We start from the raw sequence: 14432 nt of genomic DNA, 5'->3' as shown, positions 1-14432 counted from the left end.
TTAATCAGCGAGTCAGCTTGGGAAGAAATGACCTGCTTATTCGCACCTTCCCTAACTCTTCATCCATACCGCCGGGCATGGCAAAAGCAATATTCACACGGTCCATATAAGAAATAATGCAGGCGATAAGAATCGGGGGAATAATTCTTAGCCAGCGCTGGCGCGGAATGTCCGCATGTAGAGCTTGAGTAGACGTATTCATATTTAATATCTCAGTGTAGGTAACCGGAATAAGATTTTTTTATTGTTATTGCGTTGCTTTTTTCATTTGGCTAATGCCGTCTCGCAAAATAGCGATGCGATGGCTGATATCAGCATTAGCATTTATTTCCAGTAATTTAATACCGGAAAATTTCAATGTTGCGGCGCTCGCCGCAGTAAAGAGTGCTTTTGCATGTTCAGTGGTCAGCAAACTGTCGGCACAGTACGATGAAAACGGTGCGTGCAGATCCTGCCATTCACCATACTCTCCGCAGATGGTGGTGCCGGAGAACATCAACGCGGCCAGTTTTCCGGCCTGAAGGGCGGTCTGAACGTGCTCAACCGGAAGCGTGGTGTTGCGCCCTTCAATGGCTGAGCGCGCCCAGTTAATACAGATGCTGATATCTGTCTCTTTTATCACCTCCAGCACCTGCTCTAAGGGTAAAAATCCCTTACGCGGTGCGGGACCGGTCATGGCATCGCAGTGTTCAAGCACCAGATCGCAGGACCAGTCCCAGCCCGCGATTTCACGAATGGAACGGGCGAACGCCTCGATAGCCTGCTCGACTGAAGCATTGCCCGCCTGCGGTGCGGCCTGCATTTCCAGGGCAATGACTTTCCCGGGAAAACGGGCGTTAACGGCAGCAATCTTCTGGCACAGATGGCGGTAAAATTCTACGCTGGCTTTACGCTGATCTTCGTCAGCAGACGCCAGCCCAAATGCGCCATTGGTGCCACGGCGACGCATGGTTTCCATCACTGCCGTGACGACGATTTGCCAGTCTCCAGGCGTATGGCGGAACAGCCATTCATCCCCATAAGGATGGAGATGTTCAAGGCAGGGTTGTTCCAGCCCGCGAATGTGTGGCGTGTCAGAAAGTTCCCGCCAGAAGGTTTGTTCTTCTTGTTCCCCTTTCTGGTGAAACGAGGGTGCGCAGGGGTACGCACCAATAATAAAACCGGTGTTGGTCATTTCGCGTTCCTGTATTTATACCCGTCATACTTCAAGTTGCATGTGCGTTGGCTGCGCTCGTTCACCCCAGTCACCTACTTATGTAAGCTCCTGGAGATTCACTCTCTTGCCGCCTTCCTGCAACTCGAATTATTTAGGGTATATCAGAAAATTAATCTAATTCGCTGATTGCCACTTTCACCACAATTTTGCGAATTGCGGTTTCCTTGTTTTTAATACAGGCAGGACGGTGTACATCCTGCGGGAAAAATATGGCGTAACTGCCGGGTATCATTTCGATAAACGATTCATTTTCACTGTTGTGATAAAAAATAATATCCCGTTGTTCCAGTAATGATTCGCTGATGTTGTTATTGCCGGTATCGATAGCAATACCGATTTTTTCTTCACCCCACGCCAGAAATTGAATATCAAGATAGCGGCGATGCACTTCCGGGCGATTTTCGTGCTGTTCCCGGGTGGTGAGATCAAGCACCTGGGCAAAGATGTTGTGTCCCTCAATTTCAACGACACCCGGCTTTAGCATGCTGAAATCCGTGGTACGCAGAAAATCTAACGCTTTTTCAATCGCCCGCGGCAGGCGACACGGATTTGGCTGTGAAATATGTCCGAATATCATGGCCCACTCCTTACAGCGCCTGGATTTTCGCCCACACGCTGTCGTCAATGGTGATGCCGTTGCGGCGGTTCTCTTCAAGCAGTCGCGTAAATTCATGCCCCGGCAGACGGACAGCGACGTTTTCGTCTGCCCGCTCGGCGGTGGTGATGAAGTCCATAATACGCTGCAGTTTGGCATCGCGGGTTGGGCCGTCGATCAGGCGGTCGACCTCGATGGCGATAAAGATCTGCGACACGCCATACTCGTCGCTGTTGTCCTGGGTAACTTCCGCCACGGAGGAGCCGTTAGAGAGCAGGGTGGCGATCATGTCGAGCACAATCGATAAGCCGGAACCTTTCCAGTAGCCCATAGGCAGAATACGGCGATTTTTCTCAATCACGCCAGGCTCTTTGGTCAGATTGCCCTCGTCGTCGAATCCACCGTCGACCGGTAACGTGCGTCCGGCCAGTCGGTTCACTTCCAGCATGCCGTAGGAGAACATCGACATCGACATATCGACCATGGTAATTGGGGAGGAGGGGATCGCCACGATAAGTGGGTTGGTGCCGATGCAACATTCTTTTGACCCCCACGCGGGCATCACCGCAATGGAGTTGGTCCAGCAGATCCCGATGTAGCCCTTCTCTGCGGCTTGCCAGCCATAGCTCCCTCCGCGCATCCAGTGGTTAGCGTTACGCAGCGCAACCAGACCGATACCGTGATCGGAGGCCAGTTCGGTGGCGCGATCCATCATTTTTTTCGCCGTCAGGTTACCGATGGCGCGTTGGGCATCCCACTGTTCGATGGCCCCTAATGTGGTCACCCGTTTTGGCTGGGCATCAGGAATGATGTCGCCCGCGTCCAGTTGCTGAATAAAACGCGGGAAGCGGTTCACGCCGTGGGAATAGACGCCAGATTCCGTGGTGCGGGCAAACATCTCCGCGCAGGCATCCGCCGTTTCTGCTTTTACACCGCGATCGAGCAGAACCCGATTGAACGCTGCTTTCAACTCTTCGAATGTCACTTTCATCCCTGTTCTCCTGTTCTTCGTAGGGGCAAGTGCGAGTGCTTTTTTATCGCTAAATTTCACTATGCGAAATCTGATTTCAAATATAGCGATCAAATTTTGCCAGATCAACGACATTCATGATTTTCAAAATCGATTAAAATCAACTGGTTGTGTTTTTTCTGTTGAGATCGTGAACTGAACCACACTTTGCGCTACCATCAGGGCGCGATAAAAAGGAGCCATGGGATGAGCATGAAAGAGAGCGACATGACGCAAGAAAAAGAGAGGCCAGCAGGTAGCCAGAGCTTGTTTCGCGGTCTGATGCTGATTGAGATCCTCAGTAACTATCCGAACGGCTGTCCTCTGGCCCATTTATCGGAACTGGCCGGGCTGAATAAGAGCACCGTGCACCGGTTACTGCAGGGATTGCAGTCGTGCGGGTACGTCACCCCGGCACCGGCGGCGGGCAGCTATCGTCTGACCACCAAATTTATCGCCGTCGGGCAAAAGGCGCTGTCGTCGCTGAATATCATCCACGTGGCTGCTCCGCATCTTGAGTCGCTGAATATCGCCACCGGCGAGACGGTGAACTTCTCCAGCCGCGAAGACGATCACGCGATCCTGATTTATAAGCTTGAGCCGACCACCGGTATGCTGCGCACGCGCGCCTATATCGGCCAGCATATGCCGCTTTACTGCTCGGCAATGGGCAAGATCTACATGGCATTCGGTCACCAGGACTATGTGGCGAGCTACTGGGAAAGCCACCGGGATCAGATCCAGCCGCTGACCCGCAATACCATCACTGAACTGAGCGCGATGTATGACGAGCTGGCGGAAATCCGCGAGCACAGCATGGCGATGGACAAAGAAGAGAACGAGCTGGGGGTCTCCTGTATCGCGGTGCCGGTGTTTGATATTCATGGCCGCGTGCCGTATGCGATCTCAATTTCGCTGTCGACCTCCCGCATGAAGCAGATTGGCGAAAAAAATCTGCTTACACCTCTGCGTGAAACGGCGGACGCGATCTCCAGAGAGCTGGGTTTTAACGTGCGCGAGGGATAACAGATGAACCGGTTCATCATGGCGGATTCGGCAAAATGCATCGGCTTTCGCACCTGCGAAGTGGCGTGTGTCGTGTCGCATCAGGACGCCATCTCAACAGACGCCTTTACGCCCCGCATTCGGGTAGTCAAAGGGGACGCTTTCACCACGGCGGTGGGTTGCCATCAGTGTGAAGATGCCCCTTGCGCGAATGTCTGCCCAACGCAGGCGATTCGCCGTGGCGAGGGAGCCTGGCAGGTTGAGCAGGCGCGGTGTATTGGGTGTAAACGCTGTATGGTGGCGTGCCCGTTTGGGGCGATGCAGGTGCAGTGGGCAGGAGATACGCTTCAGGCGCTGAAATGCGATTTATGCGCGCACCGCGCGGACGGACCGGCCTGTGTGGAAGCCTGCCCGACCCACGCGCTGAGCTGTGTCGATCCCGCCAGATTACGCACCGAGCGGTTGCGTCATCTGGCGTAGGTTCTTACTGGGCGTCTTCGCGCCAGGCGAATTCGATCTCTTCGGCGAGAATTTTTACCCCGGCTTCGATTTTTTCCGGATCGGGCACGTAGTTCATGCGCATACATTGATGCGTATGCGGCCACGGCTTGTCCAGCCCCGGGAAGAAGTAATCTCCCGGCACCATCAATACGCCTCGCTTCTTCAGGCGCTGATAAAGCAGCTCGGTGGTGATCGGCAGATCTTTAAACCACAGCCACAGGAAAATTGCCCCTTCAGGTTTGTGGATCAGGCAGCGTTCTTCCGGTAAATAGCGGCGAAGTATGGCAATTGTTTCCTGAACACGCTGATAGTAGAACGGCTTAATCACGTCATTAGACAGACGCAGCAGATCGTTGCGTTTAATCATTTCGCACATCATCGCCGGGCCAATACCGCCAGGAGAAAGGCTGATAATGCCGTTCATGTTGGTAATGGCGGTGATGATTTTTTCATTGGCGATGATGATCCCGCAGCGGCTGCCCGGCAGGCCGAGCTTGGAGAGGCTCATACACAGGACGATGTTCGGGTTCCACAGCGGCCGTGCTTCGCTGAAGATAATACCCGGGAACGGCACGCCATAGGCGTTATCGATCACCAGCGGGATGCCATGCTGATTTGCCAGCGCATCCAGTTTCATCAGTTCGTCGTCGGTGATGACGTTGCCCGTTGGGTTGGTTGGACGTGATACGCAGATCATGCCCGTCTCTTCACCAATGTGCAGATGTTCAAAATCGACGTGGTATTTGAACTGACCTTCCGGCAGCAGCTCAATATTCGGGCGCGCGGAGACGAACAGATCCTCTTCCAGACCGGAATCGGCGTAGCCGATATACTCCGGTGCCAGCGGGAACAATACTTTTTTGGTGGTGCCGTCGGCGCGACGTCCTGCGAAAAGGTTAAACAAGTAGAAAAACGCGCTCTGACTGCCGTTTGTCAGTGCAATATTCTGCGGTTCGATATCCCAACCCAGCTCTTCACGCAGCATGTCGGCGAGGAGTTTCAGCAGTTCGGTTTTACCCTGAGGGCCGTCGTAATTGCAAAGCGCATCGGTTGCTTTGCCGTTTTCCAGCATCTGAGCGAGCAGCGTCTGGAAATAGGTATTCATCTCCGGGATTTGAGCCGGGTTTCCGCCGCCGAGCATGATGGCGCCCGGTGTGCGCAGCCCGTCGTTGAGGTCCTCCATCAGGCGGGTAATGCCTGAATGGCGGGTAAATTTGTCGCCGAAAAGTGAAAACGTCATAGCAGGTGATCTGTCGAGCTTGTTTTGAAAGTGGGTAACCATAACGCTAGCACCGTGCGGGTGCAAATCGGCTGGTGTGGTCGGATTTGTGGTTTTATGTGGCGGGTGTGGATTTTTGTAGTGAATAGTTCTGGTGAGTGCCCCTCACCCCGGCCCTCTCCCGGTGGGAGAGGGAGAAAACCGCGATGAGGGGGCTATTGGTTCCCCGCCCAGACGACCATGACCTTATCGCCATCATGTTCACGTACGAATCCATACCCCTCTTTCAGCGAAAGCGTGGTTTGCTTGCCTTCACCTATCGCCGGATGGCGGGCGCGGAACTGGCCCAGCGTTTGCCAGTGGGCGACGGTTAACGCCTGTTTGCCCGTCACATCCTGCCAGTTCATATCCGAGCGTGTTCCCTGCAGAGGGTCGGAACCCGTCGGCCCGAACGGACGCTCTGATTCATCCCCATAATAGATTTGTACGCTGCCTGGCGCTAACAGCAGCAGTTCTGCCGCGCGCTGGCCCCCTTCGCGGAACAGGCGGGTGTCATGCGAAGAGAGATAACTCAGAACGTTAAAGCTTTGCAGTTTTTCCGCCATCTGCTGCCACGTTAGATCGATATCGGCCAGACAGTTCACCGCTTTTGCCGCCTGCTCCTGATAATCGAAGTTAATCATCGCATCGAAGCCGTGGCGGTAATAATCGCTCTGCATGACTCCGTGGCCCCAGGATTCACCCGTCATCCAGAACGGCGCATTGTCGAGCTTTTTGTCCGGGTGAGCACCTTTCCAGGCCGCCAGCGCCTGGCTTGCCTGGTCCTTCAACTGCTGCCAGGCCGACAGTTCCACGTGTTTTGCCGTATCAACACGGAAACCGTCAATGCCATACTCGCGTACCCACTGGCTGAGCCAGTGGGTCAGGTAATCGCGCGGGGTGTATCCCGGGATAGCTTTTGCCTGGGTATCGGGCTTGTGCTGATAAAAGTTTGGCAAACCGGACGGCGTGGTGGATTCCGTTTTCAGGTCGGGTAAAAACGCCAGCGACATGGTCAGGTCATCAAAGCCTGGGTTGTCGTAATCGCCAATATCGGTGCGGATCCATTTTTTACCCCACCATTTTTCCCATGCGGCTTTATCGCTGAAGTTAATGTAATCATTAAAGCTGTGCCAGCTTTGTCCCGTGCCCGGCTTCCAGTCGGTCCAGCGTTCACCCAGCGTCTTCTTCAGCTCATCACCCTGCAGATAGAGCGCGCCAAACTGGTACTCCTGCATGTCGGCAAGCGTTGCGTAGCCCACATGGTTCATGACGATATCGAACAGAATGCGGATGCCGCGCTTGTGCGCTTCATCGACGAGATGACGTAAATCATCTTCGGTGCCCATGTTGGCATCAAGCCTGGTCCAGTCCTGCGTGTAGTAACCATGGTAGGCGTAGTGGGGGAAATCCCCTTTGGTGCCACCGCCGACCCAGCCGTGGATCTGCTCAAGCGGGGAGCTTATCCAGAGCGCGTTTACCCCCAGTTGCTGCAGATAATCAAGCTTGCTCGCAAGCCCTTTCAGATCGCCGCCGTGGAAAGTGCCAATCTCCTGCATGCTGTCTTTGTGGCGGCCATAGCTATTGTCATTCGTGGGGTCACCATTCACGAAGCGGTCGGTCAGCACGAAATAGACCGTAGCGTTTTGCCAGCTAAACGGCGCGGGTTTGTCGGTTTCGGCGCGCTCAAGCAGCAGCAGGCCGTTGCTGTTGGCGGCAGGCTGAAGGGTAATTTTTCCCTGCTGCACCGTCGCGGTTTGTTTGCTGTAGAAATCTCGCACCACGGAGCCTTCCGGGAAGGTGTTTCCCACCTCCAGCGTCAGGGGTTTTCCATCCCATTTTGGGCACTGGCGGATAACGTTTGCCACCGGTTGTTCTGCTGCGCTCTTGATGGTCAGCATCAGGGTTGGCGTGCCGGAACGGGTATCGACACGCATCTGGTACTCTCCGTCGCGGAACAGACGCCACTGCGGCGGCGTGCCGTCACACGGTTTGAGTGACAGCATCTCGTTGAGTTTTATCGCTTCTGTTGGCTGCCAGCACGTGTTGTCAAAACTCACTGTCAAAGGACGCGTACCCTTCGCAAGCTTTGCCTGGCTGGTGAACATTCCGGTGCCTTCGGCGCTGAACGCGTTAAATCCCGGCGATGACCAGTCAGCGTGTGCCAGTGCGGGTAACATCAGAAAAGCTACGGCGGTGCGTTTCATTCCATCTTCCTGTCGCGGCATTTTTGACCAGTGTGCCATCAGGTGAGGCGTAAAAACTCATCCCCCGGCGCTTTCTACAAGGATGACGCGAGAGGATGAGTGATCCTGCGCAAAATTAGGCAGTTATCTGCGAGATCGCACACAAATTTTCAGAATTGATGCTTAAGTGAGCACGTTTCAGGTGACATAGTTTCGGAATTGGACTATTTCTACACGTGCTCTTGAAGTCTATTTTTGATAGGATTTGAGATTCCGCTCTCAAATTTGTGAAAAAAATAAGGTGTTGGAATGTTCATATCCGACCAGGAGACCTAATGATATCGACTCCCATTCGACGATATGGGGCCGCGATACTCATGTTACTCACCGCGACATTTTCGGGTGGGGTGCTTGCAAAGACGCACACGGATACAACGAGTAAGAAAGCCCACGTAATAAAGACGACAAGCAGTAAGGTTAGCAGTAAACAAGAGTATTCTCGCAATAGTGCAAAGAGTAGTTCACTTCCTGATTTGCGAAAATACCCTTCCGGAGCACCAAGGAAAAAAGCGTTTCTCCGGACAGTAATGCCTTACATCACAAGTCAAAACGCCGCGATTACGGCAGATCGTAACTGGTTGATCGCCAAACAGTACGATAGCCGCTGGACGCCGTCCGAGCGCGCGCGCCTGAAAGATATCGCAAAGCGCTACAAGGTAAGCTGGAACGGTAACACCCGTCGTGTGCCGTGGAACTCGCTCCTTGAGCGTGTCGACATCATCCCGGGCAGCATGGTTGCGACAATGGCTGCAGCCGAAAGTGGCTGGGGCACCTCGAAGCTGGCACGCAACAACAACAACCTCTTCGGCATGAAGTGTGTGAAGGGGCGTTGTAAAAATGCGCCGGGCAAGGTGAAGGGCTACTCGCAGTTTGAATCGGTGAAAGACTCAGTAAATGCCTATGTGGTAAACCTGAACACCCATCCGGCCTACTCGTCGTTCCGTAAGTCACGCGCACAGCTGCGTAAAGCGGATCAGGAAGTAACGGCCAGTACGATGATCCACAAGCTGAAAGGTTATTCCACCCAGGGTCAGCGCTATAACAACTATCTGTTTGCGATGTACCAGGATAACCAGCGACTTATCGCCGCCCATATGTAATCCCAATTACGCCTTCCACTGGAAGGCGTTTTCTTTTCTACATCATGACTTCGCTGTGGCGTTCCCGATACTCTTTCGGTGTGTTGTCATACTCTTTACGGAACACCGAATAAAAATACTGCAGCGACGGATAGCCGCACATCTGCGAGATTTCGTTGATCGACAGCGACGTGGAGATGAGCAAACTGCGTGCTTTCTCCAGCTTCTCTGCGTGAATGACCGCATGAATGGTTTCGCCCACTTCCTCTTTAAAACGCTTCTCCAGATTTGAACGGGAAATACCCACGGAATCCAGCACCTGATCGACCTTGATACCTTTGCAGGCGTGGTTGCGGATAAAGTGCATCGCCTGAATGACTGCCGGGTCGTTTAAGGAGCGGTAATCCGTTGAGCGACGTTCTACCACGCGGACCGGGGGAACCAGCAGGCGCTGAAGCGGCAGGGATTCGTTATCCAGCAGACGATGCAGTAATTTTGCGGCCTGATACCCCATCTGTCGGGTGCCCTGCGCCACTGAGGAAAGGGCCACGCGAGAAAGGTAGCGGGTGAGCTCTTCGTTATCGATGCCAATCACGCACAGCTTCTCCGGCACCGGAATATGCAAATGTTCGCAGACCTGCAATACATGGCGCGCACGGGCGTCCGTCACGGCAATAATGCCGGTTTGCGGCGGCAGCGTCTGCAGCCAGTCAGCCAGACGGTTTTGCGCGTGCTGCCAGTTTTCCGGTGCGGTTTCCAGCCCCTGATAGACCACGCCGCGGTACTTCTCCTGGGCGACAAGCTGACAAAAGGCGTGTTCGCGCTCAACGGCCCAGCGCTTGCCGCTGGAGGCTGGTAAACCATAGAACGCAAAGCGATGGACGCCTTTCTCCTTTAAATGCAGAAACGCGCTTTCGACCAGCGCATGGTTATCGGTGGCGATATAGTGGACGGGAGGATAGTGCTCGGGCGAATGGTAAGAGCCGCCGACGCCCACAATCGGGACGTCGACGTCAGTCAGTAACTGCTCAATGACAGGGTCGTCATAGTCAGCGATGACGCCATCGCCCAGCCAGTCTTTGATGTTCTCGAGTCGGGTGCGGAAATCCTCTTCGATAAAGATATCCCACTCAGATTGCGACGCCTGCAAATATTCACCAACGCCCTCTACAACCTGTCGGTCGTAAGCTTTGTTGGCATTGAATAACAACGTAATGCGGTGACGCTTTTCAAACATGGCTCGCTTCCCAAATAAGTCACAATACGGTTATCAGGTACGCCGCTTGGTGGCAGAGTCCATCCAGACTGCCAGCAAAAGAATGGCCCCCTTGACGATATACTGCCAAAACGTCGGGACGTCCATCATACTCATCCCGTTATCCAACGAAGCCATGATAAATGCCCCCATCACCGCGCCCGCCACGCTGCCGACACCGCCTGCGAGGCTGGTACTGCCAATGACGCAGGCGGCGATAGCATCCAGCTCGGCAATGTTTCCGGCAGACGGGGAACCCGCCCCGAGACGCGAGCTGAGGATCAACCCGGCGATGGCAACCATCAGGCCGTTAATGGCAAAGACCGCCAGTTTGGTGCGCTCTACGTTAATGCCTGACAGACGGGCGGCCTCAAGGTTACCGCCGATGGCGTAAATACGGCGGCCAAACGCGGTGCGCGTGGCCATAAACATGCCGCCCAGCAGCAGGAGGGCCAGCAGGAGAACTGGCGTAGGGACGCCGCGATAGTCATTCAGGAGCCAAATCGCGCCGAGCACGATCACCGCAGTCAGTGCCTGACGTCCCACCACGGATGTTGATGGGGAGGAAGCCAGCCCCAGCGACTGACGGCGCATACGGCCACGCCACTGCCAGGCCACGAACGCCAGCAGCCCGACCACGCCGATAGTAAAGCCCACGCTGTCGGAGAGGTAGCTCTGACCAATCTGCGACATGGCGGCGCTGGTGGGAGAGACGGTGGTGCCGTTGGTGATGCCAATCAATACGCCGCGGAAGGCCAGCATTCCAGCCAGAGTAACAATGAACGACGGGACCTTCCGGTAGGCAACCCACCAGCCGTTCCAGGCACCCAACACCAGACCTAATACCAGCGTCACCGCCACGGTCAGCGGCAGCGGCCAGCCGAGCCAGACGTCAAAAATGGCCGCGACGCCGCCGAGCAGGCCCATCATCGACCCCACCGACAGGTCGATTTCCGCCGAAATAATGACGAAGACCATGCCCACGGCCAGAATGCCGGTGATGGCCGTCTGGCGCAGCAGGTTAGAGACGTTACGCGCGCTCAGGTAGGAGCCATCGGTCATCCAGGTAAAAAACAGCATGATGGCGATAATGGCCGCGATCATCACGAATACCTGCAGGTTCAGCGCTTTTAACCCCGCGAATGCGCCGGGTGTCTGAACAGCGACTTTGATATCAGACGGATTGCTTTTCGACATGACGTTCGCTCCTTAAAGCGGCTTCCATCACCTGCTCCTGCGTCAGGTTCTGGTTAATCAGATTGGCTTTCAGTTTGCCCTCGTGCATGACCAGCACACGGTCGCTCAGGCCGAGCACTTCGGGTAATTCAGAGGAGATGACAATGACGGCGATCCCTTGCTGTACAAGCTGATTAATCAGTTTGTAGATTTCGTACTTCGCACCGATATCAATGCCGCGCGTCGGCTCATCCAGGATCAAGATGCGTGGATTGAGGAGCAGACAGCGCGCCAGAATGGCTTTTTGCTGGTTGCCTCCGCTCAGGCGCCCAATGGCCAGTTCCGGTGAGGATGTTTTCACTTTGAGGCGGGCGAGAGATTGCAAAATGCACTGCTGCTCTGCGGCATCATCAAGGCTGCTCAGCGCGCCGGAGAACTGATCGAGTGCCGCGAGCGTGATGTTTTTACCCACCGCCATCACCGGCACGATGCCGTCTTTTTTGCGGTCTTCCGGCACCATGGCAATTCCGTGGGCAATTGCCTGCTGGCAGTTGTCGATTGTCACTCGCTTCCCATCAATATAAACCGTGCCTTCCCAGCGCCCTGGCCAGACGCCGAACAGGCACTGCACGGCTTCAGTACGTCCGGCGCCGACGAGCCCGGCAACACCGAGAATTTCACCCCGGTGCAGGGAAAAGGAGATGTTGTTTACGCGTTTGATATGGCGATTTACCGGGTGCCACGCGGTCAGGTTCTCCACACGTAACACTTCATCACCCGTTGTGTGAGGCTCATTCGGGTAGAGCGCCGTCAGTTCGCGGCCCACCATCATGGTGATGATGTCATCCTCGCTCATGCCTTCGGCTTCGCGTGTGCCGATGTGTTGACCATCGCGGATCACGCAGATGGTGTCTGAAATGGCTTTGACCTCGTTGAGTTTGTGAGAAATGTAGATGCAGGCGATACCGTGATTTTGCAGATCGCGGATGATATCCAGCAGGACGGCCGTTTCCTGTTCGGTGAGAGAGGCCGTGGGTTCGTCGAGGATCAGCAGCCTGACCTGTTTGTTCAGCGCCTTAGCGATTTCAACCAGCTGTTGCTGCCCCAGACCCAGGTCTCCCACGCGGGTATCCGGCGAAATGGCCAGACTGACCTGCGCCAGCAGTTTTTCACAGCGTAGCGTCATGGTGTCGTAATCCAGCACGCCGCGGCGCGAAATTTCGGCCCCGAGGAAAATGTTCTCCAGCACGGTGAGATGCTTCACCAGCGCCAGCTCCTGGTGGATGATGGCGATACCCTTACGTTCAGTATCGCGAATGTGGGTGGCCTGAATGACCTCGCCGGCAAAGACAATTTCACCTTCGTAGCTGCCATGCGGATAGATCCCGCACAACACTTTCATCAGCGTCGACTTACCCGAACCGTTTTCGCCGCAGAGCGAAACCACTTCACCAGGATTTAGCCGCAGGCTCACGTTATCGACCGCTTTCACCGCGCCAAAACGCTTGGTGATGCTCTTCATTTCAAGTAAATAAGGCATAACTGCTCCACATGACCCGAGGTAAAAACAGTACAAGTCGATGCGCCCCCGCAGGGCAGGGGCTGCGCTGGATTACAGTTCACTCTTCTTGTGGAAACCGTCTTTGATAACGGTGGCGTCAATGTTCTCTTTATTGACTTCAATTGGCGTGAGCAGGCGTGCCGGCACATCTTTCAGACCGTTGTTCAGCGTCGCGTCGGCTTTCGGTTGTTTACCGTTCCCCAGCTCTACGGCGATCTCTGCAGCCGTGTTGGCCAGTTCAGTGATGGGCTTATATACCGTCATGGTCTGGGTGCCCGCAATGATGCGTTTTACACCGGCGAGATCCGCATCCTGGCCTGAAATGGCCACTTTCCCGGCCAGCCCCTGCGCGCTCAGCGCCTGAATGGCACCCCCGGCGGTGGCGTCGTTGGAGGCGACGACGGCATCAATTTTGTTGTTATTCGCGGTTAGCGCGTTTTCCATAATTTTTAGCGCGTTTTCAGGCAACCAGCCATCCGCCCACTGATCGCCAACCACTTTAATCTTGCCGCTGTCGATATACGGCTTGAGGACTTTCATCTGGCCTTCACGGAACAGTTTGGCGTTGTTATCCACCGGTGAGCCGCCCATCAGGAAATAATTGCCCTGCGGCACTTTATCGACCAGGCTTTTTGCCTGCAGTTCACCCACTTTTTCATTGTCGAACGAAATATAATAATCAATGTCCGCATTATTAATCATGCGGTCATACGCCAGAACTTTAATCCCTTCTTGCTTCGCTTCTTTCACGACGTTACTTAATACCTGGCCGTTATAAGGGATAATGACCAGTACATCAACGCCACGGTTAATCATATTCTCAATTTGCGACATCTGCGTTTCTTCGTTGCCATTTGCAGACTGCACAAACACACTTGCGCCAAGTGATTCCGCTTTTTTAACAAAAATATCGCGATCTTTTTGCCAGCGCTCCAGACGCAGGTCGTCAATCGCCATGCCAATTTTGACCTCTTTGGCATGTCCTGCAAAGCTTGCTAGGAGGAGAGTAGTGCAGAGCGTTAGGGTCAGGTTCTTTATCTTCATAATTATTAGGCCTTTTGTAGGGGTATGTGTTGCTGAGATAAAAGAAACATTCACTGCTTAGACGCAGCAAATTTTTAACGCGGAAAGGCGGGCTGGCAATTACAGATTTTTATCTTCTCATTACGATATTTGGTTTATTTCTGAATTTATGACCGCGATCGGATTTTAAAATACGTAAGGTCTTAATTACATTTGATTATGGAATCTGCGCCGAAAAATAGTTTGCTTGCGCATTATTTTGCGAGCCAGCGCACAGTTGCGCATTCTCTCAATAGCAGTGTGAAATAACGTAATTGAGCAACCCAAAATGTCTATTCACTATTACTCCTGTATCAACGACTCGCCGCATACCCTGATTATGGAGCTCAATATGCAAGCTTATTTCGACCAACTCGATCGTGTTCGTTACGAAGGCCCGAAAACGACCAATCCTTTAGGGAAGGTGCGAACAAGTTCCTGATATGAGATCATCATATTCATCCGGAGC

General features: G+C 54.0%; 12 protein-coding genes and 2 pseudogenes. 4 read left to right on the top strand and 10 right to left on the bottom strand.

Going from position 1 to position 14432, the window contains the following annotated elements; genetic code table 11:
* Positions 1 to 49 precede the first annotated feature (49 nt).
* The 4 genes and pseudogenes from HX884_RS22225 to yiaK form a co-directional block, all read right to left on the bottom strand.
* Positions 50 to 202, bottom strand: a pseudogene (locus HX884_RS22225) (2-ketogluconate transporter); the annotation flags it as partial.
* Positions 203 to 247: 45 nt separating this feature from the next.
* Positions 248 to 1174, bottom strand: a complete 927-nt coding sequence (locus tag HX884_RS22220) for a DUF4862 family protein (protein WP_129253103.1) — start codon at positions 1172 to 1174, stop codon at positions 248 to 250.
* Positions 1175 to 1325: 151 nt separating this feature from the next.
* Positions 1326 to 1793, bottom strand: coding sequence for a YhcH/YjgK/YiaL family protein (locus HX884_RS22215; RefSeq protein ID WP_045901943.1), 468 nt, complete (start codon positions 1791 to 1793; stop codon positions 1326 to 1328).
* 10 nt (positions 1794 to 1803) lie between these two features.
* Positions 1804 to 2802, bottom strand: a complete 999-nt coding sequence (gene yiaK, locus HX884_RS22210) for a 3-dehydro-L-gulonate 2-dehydrogenase (RefSeq protein ID WP_013094954.1) — start codon at positions 2800 to 2802, stop codon at positions 1804 to 1806.
* Between the two features lie 225 nt (positions 2803 to 3027).
* Between yiaK and yiaJ the strand changes: the two genes are divergently transcribed.
* Positions 3028 to 3846 carry an IclR family transcriptional regulator YiaJ gene (yiaJ, locus tag HX884_RS22205; RefSeq protein WP_023621211.1) on the top strand — a complete coding sequence of 273 codons (819 nt, stop codon included), beginning with the start codon at positions 3028 to 3030 and terminating at the stop codon, positions 3844 to 3846.
* Between the two features lie 3 nt (positions 3847 to 3849).
* Positions 3850 to 4305, top strand: a complete 456-nt coding sequence (locus HX884_RS22200) for a 4Fe-4S dicluster domain-containing protein (RefSeq protein WP_178328805.1) — start codon at positions 3850 to 3852, stop codon at positions 4303 to 4305.
* A 4-nt stretch (positions 4306 to 4309) separates the two neighbouring features.
* Here HX884_RS22200 and avtA read toward each other — a convergent pair whose 3' ends face one another.
* Entirely contained in the window at positions 4310 to 5566 is a 1257-nt protein-coding gene (gene avtA, locus HX884_RS22195; protein ID WP_058679180.1) for a valine--pyruvate transaminase, read from the bottom strand.
* 194 nt (positions 5567 to 5760) lie between these two features.
* The gene (locus HX884_RS22190) at positions 5761 to 7791 is read right to left on the bottom strand and encodes an alpha-amylase (protein WP_178328804.1); all 2031 of its coding nucleotides are present in this window, start codon (positions 7789 to 7791) and stop codon (positions 5761 to 5763) included.
* Positions 7792 to 8105: 314 nt separating this feature from the next.
* Here HX884_RS22190 and HX884_RS22185 point away from each other — a divergent pair, with 314 nt between their 5' ends.
* A complete protein-coding gene (locus HX884_RS22185; protein WP_178328803.1) occupies positions 8106 to 8930 on the top strand; it encodes a protein bax in 825 nt (274 codons plus the stop codon).
* A gap of 37 nt (positions 8931 to 8967) precedes the next feature.
* On the opposite strand, the gene xylR is transcribed toward HX884_RS22185, so the two are convergent.
* The 4 genes from xylR to xylF all read right to left on the bottom strand — a co-directional run bounded on the left by xylR (position 8968) and on the right by xylF (position 13945).
* On the bottom strand, positions 8968 to 10146 hold the full coding sequence (xylR, locus tag HX884_RS22180) for a D-xylose utilization transcriptional activator XylR (RefSeq protein ID WP_014830205.1): 1179 nt from the start codon (positions 10144 to 10146) through the stop codon (positions 8968 to 8970).
* A 33-nt stretch (positions 10147 to 10179) separates the two neighbouring features.
* A complete protein-coding gene (gene xylH, locus HX884_RS22175) occupies positions 10180 to 11361 on the bottom strand; it encodes a xylose ABC transporter permease XylH (protein WP_178328802.1) in 1182 nt (393 codons plus the stop codon).
* A complete protein-coding gene (locus HX884_RS22170; RefSeq protein ID WP_178328801.1) occupies positions 11339 to 12880 on the bottom strand; it encodes a xylose ABC transporter ATP-binding protein in 1542 nt (513 codons plus the stop codon). Before HX884_RS22170 ends, xylH begins: the two co-directional genes overlap by 23 nt.
* A 72-nt stretch (positions 12881 to 12952) precedes the next feature.
* The gene (xylF, locus tag HX884_RS22165; RefSeq protein WP_013094963.1) at positions 12953 to 13945 is read right to left on the bottom strand and encodes a D-xylose ABC transporter substrate-binding protein; all 993 of its coding nucleotides are present in this window, start codon (positions 13943 to 13945) and stop codon (positions 12953 to 12955) included.
* Between the two features lie 307 nt (positions 13946 to 14252).
* Between xylF and HX884_RS27340 the strand changes: the two are divergent.
* Positions 14253 to 14381: pseudogene (locus tag HX884_RS27340) on the top strand (hypothetical protein); the annotation flags it as partial.
* Positions 14382 to 14432 lie beyond the last annotated feature (51 nt).

This window comes from Enterobacter sp. SECR19-1250, assembly GCF_013391025.1.
Taxonomy (GTDB): Bacteria; Pseudomonadota; Gammaproteobacteria; order Enterobacterales; family Enterobacteriaceae; genus Enterobacter; species Enterobacter cloacae.
Note: the sequence above shows the minus strand (reverse complement) of the source record. Positions and strands in the feature narration are given on the sequence as shown.

Bases quoted from the DNA above. Each gene is read 5' to 3' on its own strand.
- HX884_RS22185 (WP_178328803.1), top strand. From the start codon at position 8,106: ATGATATCGACTCCCATTCGACGATATGGGGCCGCGATACTCATGTTA.
- HX884_RS22170 (WP_178328801.1), bottom strand. From the start codon at position 12,880: ATGCCTTATTTACTTGAAATGAAGAGCATCACCAAGCGTTTTGGCGCG.
- xylR (WP_014830205.1), bottom strand. From the start codon at position 10,146: ATGTTTGAAAAGCGTCACCGCATTACGTTGTTATTCAATGCCAACAAA.
- yiaJ (WP_023621211.1), top strand. From the start codon at position 3,028: ATGAGCATGAAAGAGAGCGACATGACGCAAGAAAAAGAGAGGCCAGCA.
- xylF (WP_013094963.1), bottom strand. From the start codon at position 13,945: ATGAAGATAAAGAACCTGACCCTAACGCTCTGCACTACTCTCCTCCTA.
- HX884_RS22220 (WP_129253103.1), bottom strand. From the start codon at position 1,174: ATGACCAACACCGGTTTTATTATTGGTGCGTACCCCTGCGCACCCTCG.
- xylH (WP_178328802.1), bottom strand. From the start codon at position 11,361: ATGTCGAAAAGCAATCCGTCTGATATCAAAGTCGCTGTTCAGACACCC.
- yiaK (WP_013094954.1), bottom strand. From the start codon at position 2,802: ATGAAAGTGACATTCGAAGAGTTGAAAGCAGCGTTCAATCGGGTTCTG.
- HX884_RS22200 (WP_178328805.1), top strand. From the start codon at position 3,850: ATGAACCGGTTCATCATGGCGGATTCGGCAAAATGCATCGGCTTTCGC.
- avtA (WP_058679180.1), bottom strand. From the start codon at position 5,566: ATGACGTTTTCACTTTTCGGCGACAAATTTACCCGCCATTCAGGCATT.
- HX884_RS22190 (WP_178328804.1), bottom strand. From the start codon at position 7,791: ATGAAACGCACCGCCGTAGCTTTTCTGATGTTACCCGCACTGGCACAC.
- HX884_RS22215 (WP_045901943.1), bottom strand. From the start codon at position 1,793: ATGATATTCGGACATATTTCACAGCCAAATCCGTGTCGCCTGCCGCGG.